13 protein-coding genes and 1 pseudogene are annotated in these 16,934 nt (G+C 67.8%); 9 read left to right on the forward strand and 5 right to left on the reverse strand.

The annotated features are described in order from the left end of the window. The first annotated feature begins 49 nt into the window (after positions 1-49). A complete protein-coding gene (gene fdx / locus LGN19_RS32905) occupies positions 50-391 on the forward strand; it encodes an ISC system 2Fe-2S type ferredoxin (protein WP_122945786.1) in 342 nt (113 codons plus the stop codon). Positions 392-410: 19 nt separating this feature from the next. Further along, positions 411-620: a Fe-S cluster assembly protein IscX gene (iscX, locus tag LGN19_RS32910; RefSeq protein WP_122945785.1), complete on the forward strand. Its 210-nt coding sequence runs from the start codon at positions 411-413 to the stop codon at positions 618-620. Between the two features lie 127 nt (positions 621-747). On the opposite strand, the gene LGN19_RS32915 is transcribed toward iscX, so the two are convergent. From LGN19_RS32915 to LGN19_RS32935, 5 genes are all read right to left on the reverse strand, one after another. After that, complete coding sequence (locus tag LGN19_RS32915) at positions 748-1,479, reverse strand: glycine zipper 2TM domain-containing protein (RefSeq protein ID WP_226219427.1); 732 nt, start codon at positions 1,477-1,479, stop codon at positions 748-750. A 347-nt stretch (positions 1,480-1,826) separates the two neighbouring features. Next, on the reverse strand, positions 1,827-3,353 hold the full coding sequence (lysS, locus tag LGN19_RS32920) for a lysine--tRNA ligase (RefSeq protein ID WP_122945783.1): 1,527 nt from the start codon (positions 3,351-3,353) through the stop codon (positions 1,827-1,829). Positions 3,354-3,434: 81 nt separating this feature from the next. Next, positions 3,435-4,539, reverse strand: a protein-coding gene (gene prfB / locus LGN19_RS32925; RefSeq protein WP_174959459.1) for a peptide chain release factor 2 whose coding sequence is annotated in 2 segments (ribosomal slippage) — positions 3,435-4,457 and positions 4,459-4,539 — 1,104 coding nt in all. Because the reading frame shifts where the segments join, the coding sequence is not laid out codon by codon here. A gap of 152 nt (positions 4,540-4,691) precedes the next feature. After that, positions 4,692-6,389: a single-stranded-DNA-specific exonuclease RecJ gene (gene recJ / locus LGN19_RS32930; protein WP_226219429.1), complete on the reverse strand. Its 1,698-nt coding sequence runs from the start codon at positions 6,387-6,389 to the stop codon at positions 4,692-4,694. A gap of 14 nt (positions 6,390-6,403) precedes the next feature. After that, a complete protein-coding gene (locus LGN19_RS32935; RefSeq protein WP_226219432.1) occupies positions 6,404-7,468 on the reverse strand; it encodes a regulator in 1,065 nt (354 codons plus the stop codon). A 162-nt stretch (positions 7,469-7,630) separates the two neighbouring features. Between LGN19_RS32935 and LGN19_RS32940 the strand changes: the two genes are divergently transcribed. The 7 genes and pseudogenes from LGN19_RS32940 (at position 7,631) to kdsA (ending at position 16,904) form a co-directional block, all read left to right on the forward strand. Beyond that, positions 7,631-8,884 (forward strand): lipoprotein-releasing ABC transporter permease subunit, encoded by a 1,254-nt coding sequence (locus tag LGN19_RS32940; RefSeq protein ID WP_174959465.1) that lies wholly within the window; start codon positions 7,631-7,633, stop codon positions 8,882-8,884. Beyond that, positions 8,877-9,635: a lipoprotein-releasing ABC transporter ATP-binding protein LolD gene (lolD, locus tag LGN19_RS32945; RefSeq protein WP_374730318.1), complete on the forward strand. Its 759-nt coding sequence runs from the start codon at positions 8,877-8,879 to the stop codon at positions 9,633-9,635. The genes LGN19_RS32940 and lolD overlap by 8 nt, the downstream gene beginning before the upstream one ends. A gap of 68 nt (positions 9,636-9,703) precedes the next feature. Further along, positions 9,704-10,492 (forward strand): TatD family hydrolase, encoded by a 789-nt coding sequence (locus LGN19_RS32950; RefSeq protein ID WP_226219434.1) that lies wholly within the window; start codon positions 9,704-9,706, stop codon positions 10,490-10,492. A 57-nt stretch (positions 10,493-10,549) separates the two neighbouring features. Beyond that, positions 10,550-13,044 (forward strand): annotated as a pseudogene (locus LGN19_RS32955) (DNA internalization-related competence protein ComEC/Rec2). Positions 13,045-13,367: 323 nt separating this feature from the next. Then, positions 13,368-14,213 (forward strand): alpha/beta fold hydrolase, encoded by an 846-nt coding sequence (locus LGN19_RS32960; RefSeq protein ID WP_174959471.1) that lies wholly within the window; start codon positions 13,368-13,370, stop codon positions 14,211-14,213. A 181-nt stretch (positions 14,214-14,394) separates the two neighbouring features. After that, positions 14,395-16,047, forward strand: a complete 1,653-nt coding sequence (locus tag LGN19_RS32965) for a CTP synthase (protein WP_122945776.1) — start codon at positions 14,395-14,397, stop codon at positions 16,045-16,047. Between the two features lie 2 nt (positions 16,048-16,049). Beyond that, a complete protein-coding gene (gene kdsA / locus LGN19_RS32970; protein ID WP_085039266.1) occupies positions 16,050-16,904 on the forward strand; it encodes a 3-deoxy-8-phosphooctulonate synthase in 855 nt (284 codons plus the stop codon). The last annotated feature ends 30 nt before the right edge of the window (positions 16,905-16,934 follow it).

Below are 16,934 nucleotides of genomic sequence, written 5' to 3' on the forward strand. Positions count from 1 at the left end.
TAATGAACCGTGCGGCGCCTGGCGCCGCACCCTGACTGACGGAACGGACATGCCTCAACTGGTAGTGCTGCCTCACGTCGAACTGTGCCCGGATGGCGCGGTGATCGACGCGACGCCCGGCAAGAGTATCTGCGACAACCTGCTCGAACACGGGATCGAGATCGAGCATGCATGCGAGAAGTCGTGCGCGTGCACGACGTGCCACGTGGTGATCCGCGAAGGCTTCAACGATCTGACGCCGTCCGAAGAGGACGAAGACGATCTGCTGGACAAGGCGTGGGGCCTCGAGCCGACGTCGCGCCTGTCGTGCCAGGCGCTCGTGAAGGAAGATTCGGACTTGGTGGTCGAGATTCCGAAGTACTCGATCAACCACGCGAAGGAAAACCACTGACAGGAACCGGAGGCAGGCGATGAAATGGACCGATTCGCGTGAACTAGCCATTGCGCTGGCGGACAAGTACCCGGACATCGACCCGCAGCGGATCAACTTCGTCGACCTGCGCCAGTGGGTGCTGGAGCTCGACGACTTCGACGACGATCCGAAGCATTCCGGTGAGAAGATCCTCGAAGCGATCCAGGCGCACTGGATCGACGAATCGGACTTCGACGACGAAGACTGAACCCGGCGTGCGCCGCAACGGCGCAGACGGTCGGCAATAAAAAACGGCTCGTGAGCAATCGCTCACGAGCCGTTTTCATTTTCAGGCCGATTCCCTGCGCACATTACGCGGGCAGGGGATCACGCGATCACGCGCCGACCAGCGACCCGTTCTCGATCCGCACGCGCTGGCCCTGGCCGAACGGCGGCTGCTGGTTGTGGTACGTGAACGTGCGCGTCGCGCCGCTCTCCATCTGCACTTGCACCTGGTAGTCGGTTTCCGCGCGCACCTGCTTTTCGACCTGGTTGCCGGCCAGGCCGCCACCCAGTGCGCCGATGATCGTCATCGCGGTGCGGCCGTTGCCGTGACCGAACTGGTTGCCCAACAGGCCGCCCGCCGCGGCGCCGCCGACCGCACCGATGCCCGAGCTCTGGCCGGGTGTGCGGACCGGGGTGATCGCGACGACCGTACCGCAGCTCTGGCAGTAGGTCTGCGCGGGTGCCGACGGTTGCTGCGCGTATTGCGGCGGTTGCGGTGCCGTGGTGTGACGGCGGTGCGGCGCAGCCGGACGCGGCGCGGGTTTCGGCTCGGCCTGCGCGACGGCGGCCTTCTGCTGTGCTGCAGCCTGTTCGGCTGCCTGCTGCTGGGCCTGCGCGGCGAGCGCGGCGCTGGCGGCCGCGGCCGTATCGACGGCCGGCTGCGATGCGATCAGCGCGGCCTGGGTCTGGCCGTTCTGCTCGTTGCTGCTACTGGCCTTCGGGAACACGCCCGTGATCGCTGCCGTGGCCGCGAGGCTGGCGACGATGACGGCGCCGGCGGCGGTGGCGATGAGCGGGTGGAGGCGTTGCTTTTGCGGCGTGGTCTGATTCTGGTTGTCCATTTTTTTCTCCGATGTCGATCCGGATCGGCACATCGGTGCCGGGCCGGACCCCACGCCCGGGAGCGAGCAGACTTGGCGTTCCTGCGCCTCGTTCTGGTCCCGTGGTCATGCGTGGTGACGCAACAGGAGTGTCATCCACCGGCGCGCGGCGCACCGTATCAAGGTGTAACGAATTGCAGCGGGGCACAGGCGGTCGTTACCGGGAAAACCCGAAGAAGGCCGTTGCGACGAGGGGATAAAACGGGGGAGGATCGAAAGCCGGCGGACGCCGGCTGGCGGGATTTACGCGTCGTTACAAAGCTGACGCGTGCGCGCCGCGGGGCGCGGCGCACACGCGGGCGCAGCGATCAGTCTTCGCGGCGCAGATGCGGGAACAGCAGCACGTCGCGGATCGTCGGGCTGTTGGTCAGCAGCATCACGAGACGGTCGATACCGATCCCGCAGCCGCCGGTCGGAGGCATCCCGTATTCGAGCGCGCGGATGTAGTCGGCGTCGAAGAACATCGCTTCCTCGTCGCCTGCATCCTTCTGTTCGACCTGCTTCTTGAAGCGCGCGGCCTGATCTTCCGGATCGTTCAGCTCCGAGAAGCCGTTCGCGATTTCGCGGCCGGTCATGAACAGCTCGAAACGCTCGGTGATGCCCGGCACCGTATCCGATGCGCGTGCGAGCGGCGACACCTCGACCGGGTAGTCGATGATGAAGGTCGGCTCCCACAGCTGCGCTTCGGCCGTTTCCTCGAACAGCGCGAGCTGCAGCGCGCCGATACCCGCGTTCAGGAACGCCGGCTGCGACACGTCGACGCCGAAGCGCTTCAGTTCGGTGCGCAGGAACGCGTCGTCCGACAGCTGGCCGGCGGTGTAGTCCGGTGCGTACTTCTGGATCGCCTGCGTGATCGTCAGGCGGTGGAACGGCTTCGCGAGGTCGAGCTCGCGGCCCTGGTACTGGATCGTCGCGGTGCCGAGCGCATCGATCGCCGCCTGGCGGATCAGTTGCTCGGTGAAGTCCATCAGCCAGCGATAGTCGGTGTACGCGGCGTAGAACTCCATCATCGTGAATTCCGGGTTGTGACGCGGCGACACGCCTTCATTCCGGAAGTTGCGGTTGATCTCGAACACGCGTTCGAAGCCGCCGACGATCAGGCGCTTCAGGTACAGTTCCGGCGCGATGCGCAGGAACATCTGCATGTCGAGCGCATTGTGATGCGTGACGAACGGCTTCGCGGCCGCGCCGCCCGGGATCGGGTGCAGCATCGGCGTCTCGACTTCCATGAAGTCGGCGTTGTCCATGAAATTGCGGATCGACGCGATCGTCTTGGTGCGGGCGCGGAACGTGTCGCGCGTTTCCGGCGTGACGATCAGGTCGACGTAGCGCTGGCGGTAGCGCATTTCCTGGTCCGACAGGCCGTGGAACTTGTCCGGCAGCGGGCGCAGCGCCTTCGACAGCAGGCGCAGCTCCTTGCACTGGACCGACAGCTCGCCCTTGTTGGTGCGGAACAGCACGCCGCGCGCGGCGACGATGTCGCCGAGGTCCCACTTCTTGAATGCGTCGTAGGTTTCCGCGCCGACGTCGTTCGGCGTCACGAAGAACTGGATCTGGCCCGAACCGTCCTGCACCGTCGCGAAGCTCGCTTTGCCCATCACGCGCTTGAGCATCATGCGGCCGGCCACGGCCACCTCGACCTGCTTCTCTTCGAGGGCCGCCTTGTCCGAGTCGGCGAAATCCGATTGCAGATCGGCTGCGTGATGCGTCGGGCGGAAATCGTTCGGGTAGGCGACGCCTTGCTCGCGCAGGGCGTGCAGCTTCTCGCGGCGCTCGGCGATGATCTGGTTTTCGTCCGCGGTGACGGCGGGCTGCGTTTGGGTCGGTTCGGTCATGATGGTCGGAATTCGGAGTGGTGCGGCAACGCAAACGGGAAGGGCAAGGGGGCGCGACCCGGCAGGGCCGCGCCGCGGCGCTTACACGCCCTGTTTGAGGCTCGCGCTGATGAAGTCGTCGAGGTCGCCGTCGAGGACGGCCCGCGTGTTGCTCATTTCGACGTTCGTGCGCAGATCCTTCACGCGGCTCTGGTCGAGCACGTACGAACGGATCTGGTGGCCCCAGCCCACATCGGTCTTGCTCGATTCGAGCTTGTCCTGTTCGGCCTGGCGCTTGCGCATTTCAACTTCGTACAGGCGCGACTTCAGCATCGCCATCGCTTCGGCGCGGTTGCGGTGCTGCGAGCGGTCGTTCTGGCACTGCACGACGATACCGGTCGGCATGTGCGTGATCCGCACCGCGGAGTCGGTCTTGTTGATGTGCTGACCACCCGCGCCCGATGCGCGGTACGTGTCGATGCGCAGGTCGGCCGGGTTGATCTCGACTTCGATCGAGTCGTCGATTTCCGGATAGACGAACACCGACGAGAACGACGTGTGGCGGCCGCCCGACGAGTCGAACGGCGACTTGCGCACGAGGCGGTGGATGCCCGTTTCGGTGCGCAGGAAGCCGTATGCGTATTCGCCCGTGACCTTGACCGTCGCGTTCTTGATACCGGCGACGTCGCCGTCGGAATCTTCGAGCACCTCGGCCTTGAAGCCCTTGCGTTCGCAGTAGCGCAGGTACTGGCGCAGCAGCATCGACGCCCAGTCGCACGCCTCGGTGCCGCCGGCGCCGGCCTGGATGTCGATGAAGCAGTTGTTCGGGTCGGCCGGGTTCGAGAACATCCGGCGGAACTCGATGTCGCCGACGCGTGCCTCGAGCTTCGCAGCGTCTTCTTCCGACGCGACGAGCGTGTCCTCGTCGCCTTCCTCGCGGGCCAGCTCGAACAGGTCGAGCGCGTCGCGCAGGTCGCTATCGAGCACGGTGAGCGTCGTGACGACGCCTTCGAGCAGCTTTTTCTCGCGACCGAGCGCCTGGGCGTTCTTCGAATCGTTCCAGACGTTCGGGTCTTCGAGTTCCTTGTTGACTTCGGTCAGACGCGCAGCTTTGGCGTCGTAGTCAAAGATACCCCCGGAGCTCGCCCGCGCGGTTGCGCAGGTCGAGCAGGGAGCTTTCGATCGCGTTGAGACGTTCCGCTTCCATGATCGTTCGCTTTTCTTGCTTCGTAAAAAAGCGGAATTATAGCCGATCGGCGGGGTTGCCCGGTGACGCAAACGGTGCTCGCACCCGCGCCGCGGCCCCGTCCGGCGCGGCGTGCATGCAGCGGCGGGCAGTGCGGGCCGGGCGGCCCGCGCTCAGCCGGCCGCGTGTTCGACGATCAACTGGACGCGCGTGACGCCGTTCCAGGTGTCGGCGACGAGGCGGTATGCGACCAGCGCGCTCTCCGGCAGCGGCTCCGTGTGGTTGAACCAGATCGCGCTGAAGCGCTGGCGGCCGCGTGCAAGCTGCAGCTTCAGGTGTTTTTCCTTCACGAGCGACTGCGACACGACGTCGAATTCGCCCGAGAAAAGCGGGGCCGGAAACCCCTGCCCCCAGACGGCCTCGTCGAGCAGCCCGACGAACTGCGGCGTGAAGTACGCGTCCTCGAGTTCGCCGTCGGTTTCGATCACGCGGGCGAGCGCGTCGTCGGACAGCCATTCGCGCGCGACGGCCTCGAACGCGGCCGCGAAGCGCGGCACGTTCTCGGTGTCGAGCGTGAGGCCGGCCGCCATCGCGTGGCCACCGAACGCGACGATCAGGTCCGGTTCGCGTTTCGACACGAGATCGAGCGCGTCGCGCAGGTGGAAGCCGGCGATCGACCGGCCTGATCCCTTGACCCGCTTGCCTTCGTCGTCCGCGTGCGCGAACGTGAACGACGGGCGGTGGAATTTTTCCTTGAGCCGGCCGGCGACGATTCCGATCACGCCCTGGTGCCACTCGGGGTTGAAGAGGGTGATCGTGCACGCGTCGGCCGGATCGACGTCGGCGAGATCGGCGAGCGCCTGCTGCTGCATGCCGGCCTCGATCTCGCGGCGCTCGCGGTTCATCACGTCGAGCTGCTGCGCGAGATCCCACGCGCGGCCGATGTCGTCGGTGATCAGGCACTCGATACCGAGCGACATGTCGGAGAGCCGCCCGGCGGCGTTCAGGCGAGGGCCGAGGCCGAAGCCGAGGTCGAAGCCCGACGCGGTGCGCGCTTCGCGCGCGGCGGCGCGGAACAGCGCGGCGATGCCGGGCTGCATGCGGCCGTTGCGGATGCGCTGCAGCCCCTGCGCGACGAGCACGCGGTTGTTGCCGTCGAGCCGCACGACGTCGGCGACGGTGCCGAGCGCGACGAGGTCGAGCAGGCCGTCGAGGCGCGGCTCGGCTTCCTTGCTCGCGAAGGCACCGCGGCGGCGCAGCTCGGCACGCAGTGCGAGCAGCACGTAGAACATCACGCCGACGCCCGCGAGGTGTTTGCTCGGGAACACGCAGCCGGGCTGGTTCGGGTTGACGATCGCGCGCGCGGCGGGCAGCGCGTCGCCGGGCAGGTGGTGGTCGGTCACGAGCACGTCGATGCCGCGCGCGTTCGCGGCTTCGACGCCCGCCACGCTTGCGATCCCGTTGTCGACGGTGATCAGCAGGTCGGGCTTGCGCGCGGCCGCGAGTTCGACGATCTCGGGCGTGAGGCCGTAGCCGTATTCGAAACGGTTCGGCACCAGGTAGTCGATCTGCGCGCCGAACATCCGCAGGCCGCGCACCGCGACCGCGCAGGCGGTCGCGCCGTCGCAGTCGTAGTCGGCGACGACCAGCAGGCGGCGCTTGTCGGCGATCGCGTCGGCGAGCAGCGACGCCGCGTCGGCGCAGCCTTTCAGCTCGGTGGGCGGGACGAGGCGGGCCAGCGCGGTCTCGATGTCGGCGGGGGACTGCACGCCGCGCGACGCGTACAGGCGCGCAAGGACGGGGTGCAGGCCGTGGCGCGCGAGCACTTCGGCGTCGGCGGGCGCGACGGGGCGGGTAACGATCCGGGTCATACGGGGTCTGCTTGTTATTCGAACAGGGAGGCCAGCGCGCGGCGGCGCCAGAATTTGCGCAGGTCGCCGCGCGTCGCGTGCAGCGTGACGGAACTCGTGTCGCCGCACAGCGTGAAATCGACGCTCACGAGCTCGCCGTTCTGCAGCGCGGCGAGGGCCGGCGCGAACCAGTCGCGCTCGAGCGCGGCGAGTCCGTCGTGCCAGCGCGCCCAGTCCTGCTCGATGAACGGGGTGGTCAGCGCGGGCAGTTCGACGAGCGTCGCACCGTCGGCGGCGGGCAGCGTGCCGAACGCGGCCGGCGGCGCACCGGCGTCGGCTTGCGCGGCGCGCGCGAGGCCGAGCGCCGAGGGCGACGCGGACAGCACACGCGCGAACGGCTTGCCGACCGGCTTCAGCGTGCCCTGCGCATGGAACCAGATCGAATTGACGGCTGGCAGGCCACGCGCCTCGCGGGCTTCGTTGACCGGATGCTGGAACCACGCCATCTGCACTTCGTTCTGCAGCTTCATCCACATCCGCGAGCGTTCGCCCGTATGCGCCTCGTGCGGCAGCCAGATCTCGATGTTGCGGCCGCTCGCGCGTAGCGGCGCGGCGCCGGCGAGGCGGGCGAGCTGCTCGCTCGACAGATACCAGCGTGACGGGTTCGGCGCCTCGAGCCGGACGCCGAGCTCCTCGATCAGCGGCCGCGCAACCGCGAGCAGCGCGGCTGCGTCGCCTTCGTCGAGCGCGAGGGCCGCGGGATCGACGAGCACCAGGTGATCGTGCGCGATTTCGACGTGGACGGGCTCGACGCAGGCCCACGCGTGCGCGCCGGGGTCGCCGCCGTCTGCCAGCAGCATGTAGGGCGCGAGCGGCGCCTCGTCCGCGGCGTTGCCCTGGGTTGCGCCGAACTGGCGGGCCAGCCAGCGCTCGTGCGGCAGCGTACGCTGGAAGTCTTCACCCGCCACGCGCTCGACGAGGCTGGCGCGGGCGAGCAACTTTTCGAGCGCGGGGCTGTCCAGCGTGTGCAGGGACGAGGCCGCATCGGCCGCCGACGGCAGCGCGAACGGAACGAGAAAATGGAGGCGTCGGTCGTGCATGATGGTGCGCATTGTATGGCAAACTGCGCGCGTGATCGGGCCGGCTGACGGCCCGCTCGCGTCCGGCGGCCGTTTTTCGACCGTGCCCGGGCCGGTGGCCGCCACCGGGCGGCGGTCCGGCCGCGGGGCGCCTCCCCGCCGTAACCAGCAGAAAGGATTCGCTTGAAACTTCCGTACGAATGGCAGATCGGCTGGCGCTATACGCGCGCCGGCAAACGCACGACCGGTAACGGCTTCATTTCCTTCATCGCGCTCGTGTCGATGCTCGGGATCGCGCTCGGCGTCGCGGCGCTGATCGTCGTGCTGTCGGTGATGAACGGCTTCCAGAAGGAAGTGCGCGACCGCATGCTGTCGGTGCTCGCGCACGTCGAGGTGTTCTCGCCGACGGGCTCGATGCCCGACTGGCAACTGACCGCACAGGAAGCGCGCCGCAATCCGTCGGTGATCGGCGCGGCGCCGTACGTCGACGCGCAGGCGCTGCTCACCCGCCAGGACGCGGTGAGCGGCGTGATGCTGCGCGGCGTCGAGCCGACGCTCGAGCCGCAGGTGTCGGACATCGGCAAGGACATGAAGGCGGGCCAGCTCGGCGCGCTCGTGCCGGGCCAGTTCGGCATCGTGCTCGGCGATGCGCTCGCCGGCAACCTCGGCGTGACGGTCGGCGACAAGGTCACGCTGGTCGCGCCGGAAGGGTCGATCACGCCGGCCGGCATGATGCCGCGGCTGAAGCAGTTCACGGTCGTCGGCGTGTTCGAGTCCGGGCACTACGAATACGACAGCACGCTCGCGATGATCAACATCCGCGACGCCGAGGCGCTGTTCCGGATGGCCGCGCCGACCGGCGTGCGGCTGCGGCTGAAGGACATGCAGAAGGCGCCGGACGTGGCGGTCGAGCTGTCGCATACGCTGTCGGGCAGCCTGTACATCCGCGACTGGACCCAGCAGAACAAGACGTGGTTCTCGGCCGTGCAGATCGAGAAGCGGATGATGTTCATCATCCTCACGCTGATCATCGCGGTGGCCGCGTTCAACCTCGTGTCGTCGCTCGTGATGACGGTGACCAACAAGCAGGCCGACATCGCGATCCTGCGCACGCTCGGCGCGCAGCCGGGGTCGATCATGAAGATCTTCGTCGTGCAGGGCGTGACGATCGGCTTCGTCGGCACGGCGTCGGGCGTCGCGCTCGGCTGCCTGATCGCGTGGAGCATCCCGTGGCTGATCCCGATGATCGAGCATCTATTCGGCGTGCAGTTCCTGCCGCCGTCCGTGTACTTCATCAGCGAGCTGCCGTCCGAACTCGTCGCGAGCGACGTGATCCGGATCGGGCTGATCGCATTCGCGCTGTCGGCGATCGCGACGCTCTATCCGAGCTGGCGCGGGGCGAAGGTGAAGCCGGCGGAGGCGCTCCGCTATGAATGATCGCGCGACCGCATTCGCGGATTCACGACAACACAACAAACAGGATTCGGCAGGTATGCAGGATTACGTGCTTCAGGCGCGCGGGGTCACGAAGGCGTTCGTGCAGGGCGGCTTCAACGTGCAGGTGCTCAACAATACCGAGCTGACGGTGCGGCGCGGCGAGAAGCTTGCGGTCGTCGGTGCGTCGGGTTCCGGCAAGAGCACGCTGCTGCACGTGCTCGGTGGGCTCGACGAGCCGAGCGCGGGCGAGGTGTCGCTGCTCGGCAAGCCGTTCACGCAACTCGCCGAGCGCGAGCGCAACGAACTGCGCAACCGCGCGCTCGGCTTCGTCTACCAGTTCCATCACCTGCTGCCCGAGTTCACCGCGCTCGACAACGTCGCGATGCCGCTGCGCATTCGGCGGATGACGACCGAGGACGCGCGCGAGCAGGCCCAGACGATGCTCGAGCGTGTCGGTCTCGGCCCGCGTGCGAAGCACCGTCCGGGCGAGCTGTCGGGCGGCGAGCGGCAGCGCGTCGCGATCGCGCGTGCGCTGGTCACGAAGCCCGCGTGCGTGCTCGCCGACGAGCCGACCGGCAACCTCGACGGCACGACGGCCGATACGGTGTTCAACCTGATGCTGGAACTGTCCGAGACGCTCGAAACGAGCTTCGTGATCGTCACGCACGATCCCGATCTCGCCGCGCGCTGCGACCGCATCATGCGGCTGCGCGACGGCGTGCTGCACGAGGAGCCGGCGCTGCCGGTGTAAGAAGCGAACGCGCGTGGCCGGCTGCCGGATGGGTTCCGGTGCGGCGCCAGCGCGCAGGACATGCCGCCATGTGGATCGACACGCACTGCCATCTCGATGCCGCCGAGTTCGACGCCGACCGCGACGCGGTCGCGCACGCGGCGCGCGCGGCCGGCGTGTCGCGCATCGTGATCCCGAGCGTCGGGCGCGACAACTTCACGACGGTGCGCGAGCTCGCGCAACGCACGCCGGGCGCGGTCTATGCGCTCGGCATCCATCCGATGTATACGCCACGCGCCCGTGACGAGGATCTCGACCTGCTGCGCATGGAGATCGAGGCGAGCCTCGACGATCCGCGCTTCGTCGCAATCGGCGAGATCGGCCTCGACTATTTCGTGCCGGGGCTCGACGAAGACCGGCAGCAGTTCTTCTACCAGGGGCAACTGAAGCTCGCGCACGAATTCGACCTGCCCGTGCTGTGCCACGTGCGCAAGTCGCAGGATCGCGTGCTGGCCGGATTGCGCCGGTTCGGCGTACGGCGCGGCATCGCGCATGCGTTCAACGGCAGCTTCCAGCAGGCCGAAGCGTATCTCGCGCAAGGGCTGCATCTCGGCTTCGGCGGCAACGTAACCTTCTCGCGCGCGCTGCAGATTCGCCGGCTCGCCACGGAGTTGCCGCTCGATGCGATCGTCGTCGAGACGGACGCACCCGACATCGCGCCCGAATGGGCGTACAAATCCCGCAACACGCCCGACCAGGTGCCGCGCATCGGCGACGTGCTCGCCGAACTGCGCGGGCTCGACGCCGGCGCAGTGTCCCTATGCACTTCGGCTAACGCGCTCGCCGCGCTGCCGCGACTCGCACTTTCGTCCGCATAATCGTTGCCGGAAGGCGCCGCATTCGCAATGGCGGCGCCGGGTCGACGAGGAGGGGCGATGCGCGTGTGGTGGATCGCGTTCGCGCTCGGTGTGGTCGTACTGCAGCGGCAGGCGGCGCTGCCGGGTGCGCTCGCATGGACGATCGGTGTGGCCGTGCTCGCGGGCTGCGCAGTGCCGGGCGTGTGGTGTATGCGTCGCCAGCGTACGCGTAGGACCGCCATGTTCGGATGGATGCTGTGTGCGCTCGCGGCCTGCGATGCAGGGTTCGGCTACGCGGCCGCGCGGGCCGAATGGCGGCTGCGCGACAGCCTGCCCGTCGAATGGGAAGGGCGCGACATCGTCGTGACCGGCGTGATTCGCGGGCTGCCCGTGGTCGACGAGACAGGCGCGCGGCTGCTGTTCGCGGTCGAGTCGAACGATGCGGGGCTGGCCCGTTTCCCGCCGCTGATCCGGCTGTCGTGGCGCGCGTATGGCGCACCGGCGGCACGCGATCCACTTCCCGATCTGCGCGCCGCGCAGCGCTGGCGTTTCGTCGTGCGCCTGAAGCGCCCGCATGCGGAAGCCAATCCTGGTGTGCGCGACAGCGAGGCGGCGTGGCTCGCCGCAGGCATTCGCGCGATCGGTTATGTCAGCGCACCCCGGCGGGCGGCATTGCTCGATGCGCGCGCATCGGGATGGCGTGCATCAATCGATCGGCTGCGCGACGCGCTGCGCGCGCGTATCGGCGAGACGCTCGGCGGTGACGCCGGCCATCGCGGCATCGTCGCCGCGCTCGCGATCGGCGACCAGTCGGGCATCGGCGACGACGACTGGCACGTGCTGCGCAGCACGGGAACGAGCCACCTGGTCGCGATCTCCGGCCTGCATGTCGGGCTCGTCGGCGCGATCGCAGGCGGGCTCGTGTCGATGGTCTGGCGCCGCCTGCGCTGGCGCGCCCGGGCCGCAACGCTCGTGTTTCCGGCACCGTACGCGGCCGCGCTCGCCGCGCTGGCCGCCGCAGCCGGCTATGCGGCGCTCGCCGGCTTCAACGTGCCGGCGCAGCGCGCGTGGTGGATGATCGCGGCCGGCGGCATTGCTTACCTGGCCGGGCGCAGCGTACCGACTTCCGCGGTGCTGTGCGCGGCCCTCGGTGGCGTACTGCTGGCCGATCCGTGGGCCGTGCTGTCGGCCGGGTTCTGGCTGTCGTTCGGGGCGGTCGCCGTGATCCTGCTGGCCGTCGCCGGCTGGCGCGCAGCGCGCGAGGCCGATGCGGAAAGCGAGGAGGGCGACGGCACGGCCGGCTTGTCGAGCCAGTTGCGCGCGTGGTGTGGGCGCGCCGGGCGCCGTATCGCCGAGGCCACACGCGTGCAGTACGCGGTGACGATCGGTCTTGCACCGCTCACGGCTGCATGGTTCGCGCAGATATCGCTGTCGGGCCCTTTCGGCAATGCATTCGCGATTCCGTGGGTCAGTTCGGTCGTGACGCCGGTCGTGCTGGCCGGCATCGCGCTGCCCGCGCCGCTCGATGCGTATGCGTTCCGGCTTGCGCACGCGGCGCTCGAACCGATGATGACGCTGCTCGGACATCTCGCCGACTGGCCGGCGGGCGTGTTCTGGCTGCGCATGCCCGACTGGCCGGTGCTGACGCTGGCCTGCGTGGGCGTTGCATGGGCGTTGCATGGGCGCTGATGCCGCGCGGCTGGCCGTTGCGCTGGGCGGCCCCGCTCACATGGCTGCCGCTCGTCGCGCCGGCAGCCGATGCGCCGCCGCCGGGCGGTTTCCGGCTGACCGTGCTCGACGTCGGGCAGGGCGCGTCGGTGCTGGTGGAGACCGCGCGGCGCACCTTGCTGTTCGATGCGGGGCCGGGCGCCGAGTCGACCCACGCCGGCGCGCGGATCGTTGCGCCGGCGTTGCGTGCTCGCGGCATCACGGTGATCGATTCGTTCGTGCTCAGTCACGCGGATGCCGATCACGCGGGCGGTGCCCCGGCCGTTTATGCGGCCGCTGATGTACGCCAGTTGCTGGCCGGCATTGCGCCGAACAGCCGGCTGTGGCGCGATGCGGCCGCCGCAGGCGTCGCCGACCGGCTGCCGTGCGCGGCCGGGCAACGCTGGGCCTGGGATGGTGTCACGTTCACGATGCTGTGGCCGCAGGGCGGCCCGGGCGCGGGCTCGTCGAACGGGCAGTCGTGTGTGCTGCGCATCGACGCGGGCGATACGTCGGCGCTGTTGACGGGCGACGTCGAAGCGCCCGGCGAACGCCGGCTCGTGGACACCGCGCGCGACGCGCTGGCCGCGCAGATCCTGGTCGTTCCGCACCACGGCAGCCGCACGTCGTCGGTCGAGCCTTTCCTCGATTCGGTCGGGCCGCGCGTCGCGGTATTTCCTGTAGGCTATCGCAATCGTTTCGGACATCCGCACCGGACGGTTCTCGCCCGTTACGAGGCGCGCGGGATTCCGCTGCCGCGCACCGATCGCGATGGCGCCGTGCGGTTCGACGTCGCGCCGGCCGACGGCGGGTTTGCGTTCGAGCGTCATCGCGACGTTCGACGACGGTACTGGATGGATCGGTGATCGCGGCGCGGGCCGGCGTATCAGGAAAGAAGGCCCGGGACCCGCGCATCATGCCGAAGCATGGGCCCGGCAGAACACGAAGCAGGGGACCGGAGCAGACTCCGGTCGACCGCGAAGCATGGGACGGGGGTAAGCGCTAAAGCACTAACCCCGGTCGACCGCGAAGCATGGGACGGGAGTAAGTGCTAAAGCACTAACTCTGGTCGACCGCGAAGCATGGGACCGGAGCAAGCACTAAAGCACTCACTCCGGTCGACCGCGAAGCATGGGACGAGAGTAAGTGCTAAAGCACTAACTCTCGTCGACAAAGGAGACATCGGCGTTTGAAGGACATCCTCCATTTCTCGCACGCGAACGGCTTCCCGGCGTCGACGTACCGGACGATCTTCGCCGAACTGGCCGACGACTACGAGCTGCGCTACATCGAACGGATCGGCCACGACCGCCGCTACCCGGTGACGCGCGACTGGCCGCATCTCGTCGAGCAACTGCTCGACGACATCGGCAGCCGCTACGAGCGTCCCGTCTGGCTCGTCGGCCATTCGCTCGGCGGCTACCTGTCGCTGATGGCCGCGCTGAAGAAGCCGCATTGGGTGCGCGGTGTCGTGATGATCGATTCGCCGATCATCGCGGGCTGGCGCGCCGGCGCATTGCGTGCGAGCCAGTGGGCGGGGCTCGACGAGCGGCTGTCGCCGGCCGCCGCGACACGCAACCGGCGCACGCGCTGGGTGAGCCGCGACGAAGTCTGGCGGCACTTTCGCGAGAAGCCGGCGTTCGCCCGCTGGGACGAACGGATGCTGGCCGATTACATCGACTACGGGATTCCGCAGGCCGGTGCCGATGGCGAGCGGGCGCTCGCGTTCGACCGGCAGGTCGAATACCTGATCTACCGGACCCTGCCGCACACGCTCGGCCCGCGGCTCGCGCACGGCGCGCCGGTGCCGCTCGGGTTTCTCGCCGGCACGCGTTCGCGCGAGGTGCGCCAGGTCGGGCTCGATGCGACGCGCCGCGCGGCGCGCGGCCGCGTCGAATGGCTGGAAGGCAGCCACTTGTTTCCGATGGAGCGGCCGCTCGAGACGGCCCGCGCATTGCAGCGGATGCTGAATTCGCTGAAGGCGGCGGAGGGCGATGTGTCGCAGGGCGTTACCCCGCTCGCGAAGCGCGCCTGACGCACGATCTGGCGGCCGGGGGTGCGCCTCCGGCGCGCGCGGTTGCACCGGCCGGCGGGCGGCTTCGCCCCGGCGGGCACGGCTGGTGCGGGTCGACGCGAAAGGGCGCGATCATCGAGTCGATTGCTGAGAGAAGGGCGGGCTTTACGGTATAATCCGTTTTTCCCGCGAGCATCCAGCGATGACCAAATATGTTTTCGTCACCGGCGGCGTAGTTTCTTCCCTTGGCAAGGGTATTGCCGCCGCTTCCCTCGCCGCGATCCTCGAATCGCGCGGTCTGAAAGTCACCCTCCTCAAACTCGATCCCTACATCAACGTCGACCCCGGCACGATGAGCCCGTTCCAGCACGGCGAAGTGTTCGTGACGGAAGATGGAGCGGAGACCGACCTCGACCTCGGCCACTATGAGCGCTTCATCAGCACGAAGATGCGCAAGGCCAACAACTTCACGACCGGCCAGATCTACGAATCGGTGATCCGCAAGGAACGCCGCGGCGACTATCTCGGCAAGACCGTGCAGGTCATCCCGCACATCACGAACGAAATCCAGGCGTTCATCGAGCGCGGGGCCGCGTCGGCCACCTGCGGTGAGCCGGATGTCGCGATCGTCGAGATCGGCGGCACGGTCGGCGATATCGAATCGCTGCCGTTCCTCGAAGCCGCGCGCCAGATGAGCCTGCGCCTCGGCCGCAACAGCGCGTGCTTCGTGCACCTGACGCTGGTGCCGTACGTCGCGACGGCCGGCGAGCTGAAGACGAAGCCGACCCAGCACAGCGTGCAGAAGCTGCGCGAGATCGGCATCCTGCCGCACGTGCTGCTGTGCCGTGCGGACCGCCGCATTCCGGACGACGAATCGAAGAAGATCTCGATGTTCTCGAACGTACCGGAAGACGCCGTGATCTCGGTGTGGGACGCCGACAGCATCTACAAGATTCCGCAGATGCTGCACGACCAGGGCCTCGACCGCATCATCTGCGAGGAACTGAAGCTGTCGCCGAAGGACGCCGACCTGAGCATGTGGTCGGAGCTCGTCGAGAAGCTCGAGAACCCGAAGCACGAAGTGACGATCGGCATGGTCGGCAAGTACGTCGACCTGACCGAGTCGTACAAGTCGCTGATCGAGGCGCTGCGCCACGCATCGCTGCACACGTCGACCAAGGTCAACATCGAATACATCGACTCGGAAGAGATCGAGGCGAACGGTGTCGACAGCCTGAAGCACCTCGACGCCGTGCTGGTGCCGGGCGGTTTCGGCCGTCGCGGCACGGAAGGCAAGATCGCGGCGATCCGCTATGCGCGTGAAGCCAAGGTGCCGTATCTCGGCATCTGCCTCGGCATGCAGCTCGCGGTGATCGAGTTCGCACGCGACGTCGTCGGCCTGAAGCAGGCGAACAGCACGGAATTCGAACCGGACACGCCGGAACGCGTGGTCGCGCTGATCACCGAGTGGTACGACCGCGACGGCAAGGTCGAGACGCGCACCGAGGAATCCGACCTTGGCGGCACGATGCGCCTCGGCTCGCAGCGTTGCCCGATCAAGCCCGGCACGATGGCCGAAGAGATCTATGGCAAGGACGTGAACGAGCGCCATCGCCACCGTTATGAAGTCAATAACCGCTTCGTGCCCCAGCTCGAAGCCGGCGGCCTTATCATCAGCGCCCGTACCCCGAGCGAGGATCTGCCGGAAATGATGGAACTGCCGCGTTCGATGCACCCGTGGTTCGTCGGCGTCCAGTTCCACCCGGAATTCACGTCCACGCCGCGTGACGGTCATCCCCTCTTCAAGTCGTTCGTCGAAGCTGCGCTTGCCAACAAGCAAGCGCGCGGAGTGTAAGCATGAAGCTGTGCGATTTCGAGGTCGGTCTCGACAAGCCTTTCTTCCTGATCGCGGGTACCTGCGTCGTCGAATCGGAGCAAATGACGATCGACACGGCGGGCCGCCTGAAGGAGATCTGCGCGAAGCTGAACGTTCCGTTCATCTACAAGTCGTCCTACGACAAGGCGAACCGCAGCTCGGGCAAGTCGTTCCGTGGCCTCGGAATGGACGAGGGCCTGCGGATCCTGTCCGAGGTGAAGCGCCAGCTTGGCCTGCCGGTGCTGACCGACGTGCACTCGATCGAAGAGATCGAGCAGGTCGCGTCGGTCGTCGACGTGCTGCAGACGCCGGCGTTCCTGTGCCGCCAGACCGATTTCATCCATGCGTGCGCGCGCTCGGGCAAGCCCGTCAACATCAAGAAGGGCCAGTTCCTCGCGCCGCACGACATGAAGAACGTGATCGACAAGGCGCGTGAAGCGGCCCGTGAAGCGGGGCTGTCGGAAGACCGCTTCATGGCGTGCGAGCGCGGTGTCTCGTTCGGCTACAACAATCTCGTGTCGGACATGCGTTCGCTCGCGATCATGCGCGAGACGAGCGCGCCTGTCGTGTTCGATGCGACCCACTCGGTGCAGCTGCCGGGCGGGCAGGGCACGAGCTCGGGCGGCCAGCGCGAATTCGTGCCGGTGCTTGCACGGGCGGCGGTCGCGACGGGCGTCGCGGGCCTCTTCATGGAAACGCACCCGAATCCGGCCGAGGCAAAGTCGGACGGCCCGAACGCGGTGCCGCTGAACCGGATGGGTGCGCTGCTGGAGACCCTCGTCACGCTCGACCAGGCGGTGAAGCGCAATCCGTTCCTGGAAAACGATTTCAATTAAAGATCGAATGAACCTTGCGACGGCTTCGCG

Source organism: Burkholderia sp. AU30198 (assembly GCF_020419825.1).
In the GTDB taxonomy this organism is placed as follows: domain Bacteria; phylum Pseudomonadota; class Gammaproteobacteria; order Burkholderiales; family Burkholderiaceae; genus Burkholderia.

Bases quoted from the DNA above. Each gene is read 5' to 3' on its own strand.
- fdx (WP_122945786.1), top strand. From the start codon at position 50: ATGCCTCAACTGGTAGTGCTGCCTCACGTCGAACTGTGCCCGGATGGC.
- recJ (WP_226219429.1), bottom strand. From the start codon at position 6,389: ATGACCCGGATCGTTACCCGCCCCGTCGCGCCCGCCGACGCCGAAGTG.
- LGN19_RS32935 (WP_226219432.1), bottom strand. From the start codon at position 7,468: ATGCACGACCGACGCCTCCATTTTCTCGTTCCGTTCGCGCTGCCGTCG.
- LGN19_RS32950 (WP_226219434.1), top strand. From the start codon at position 9,704: ATGTGGATCGACACGCACTGCCATCTCGATGCCGCCGAGTTCGACGCC.
- kdsA (WP_085039266.1), top strand. From the start codon at position 16,050: ATGAAGCTGTGCGATTTCGAGGTCGGTCTCGACAAGCCTTTCTTCCTG.
- LGN19_RS32965 (WP_122945776.1), top strand. From the start codon at position 14,395: ATGACCAAATATGTTTTCGTCACCGGCGGCGTAGTTTCTTCCCTTGGC.
- lolD (WP_374730318.1), top strand. From the start codon at position 8,877: ATGAATGATCGCGCGACCGCATTCGCGGATTCACGACAACACAACAAA.
- iscX (WP_122945785.1), top strand. From the start codon at position 411: ATGAAATGGACCGATTCGCGTGAACTAGCCATTGCGCTGGCGGACAAG.
- lysS (WP_122945783.1), bottom strand. From the start codon at position 3,353: ATGACCGAACCGACCCAAACGCAGCCCGCCGTCACCGCGGACGAAAAC.
- LGN19_RS32915 (WP_226219427.1), bottom strand. From the start codon at position 1,479: ATGGACAACCAGAATCAGACCACGCCGCAAAAGCAACGCCTCCACCCG.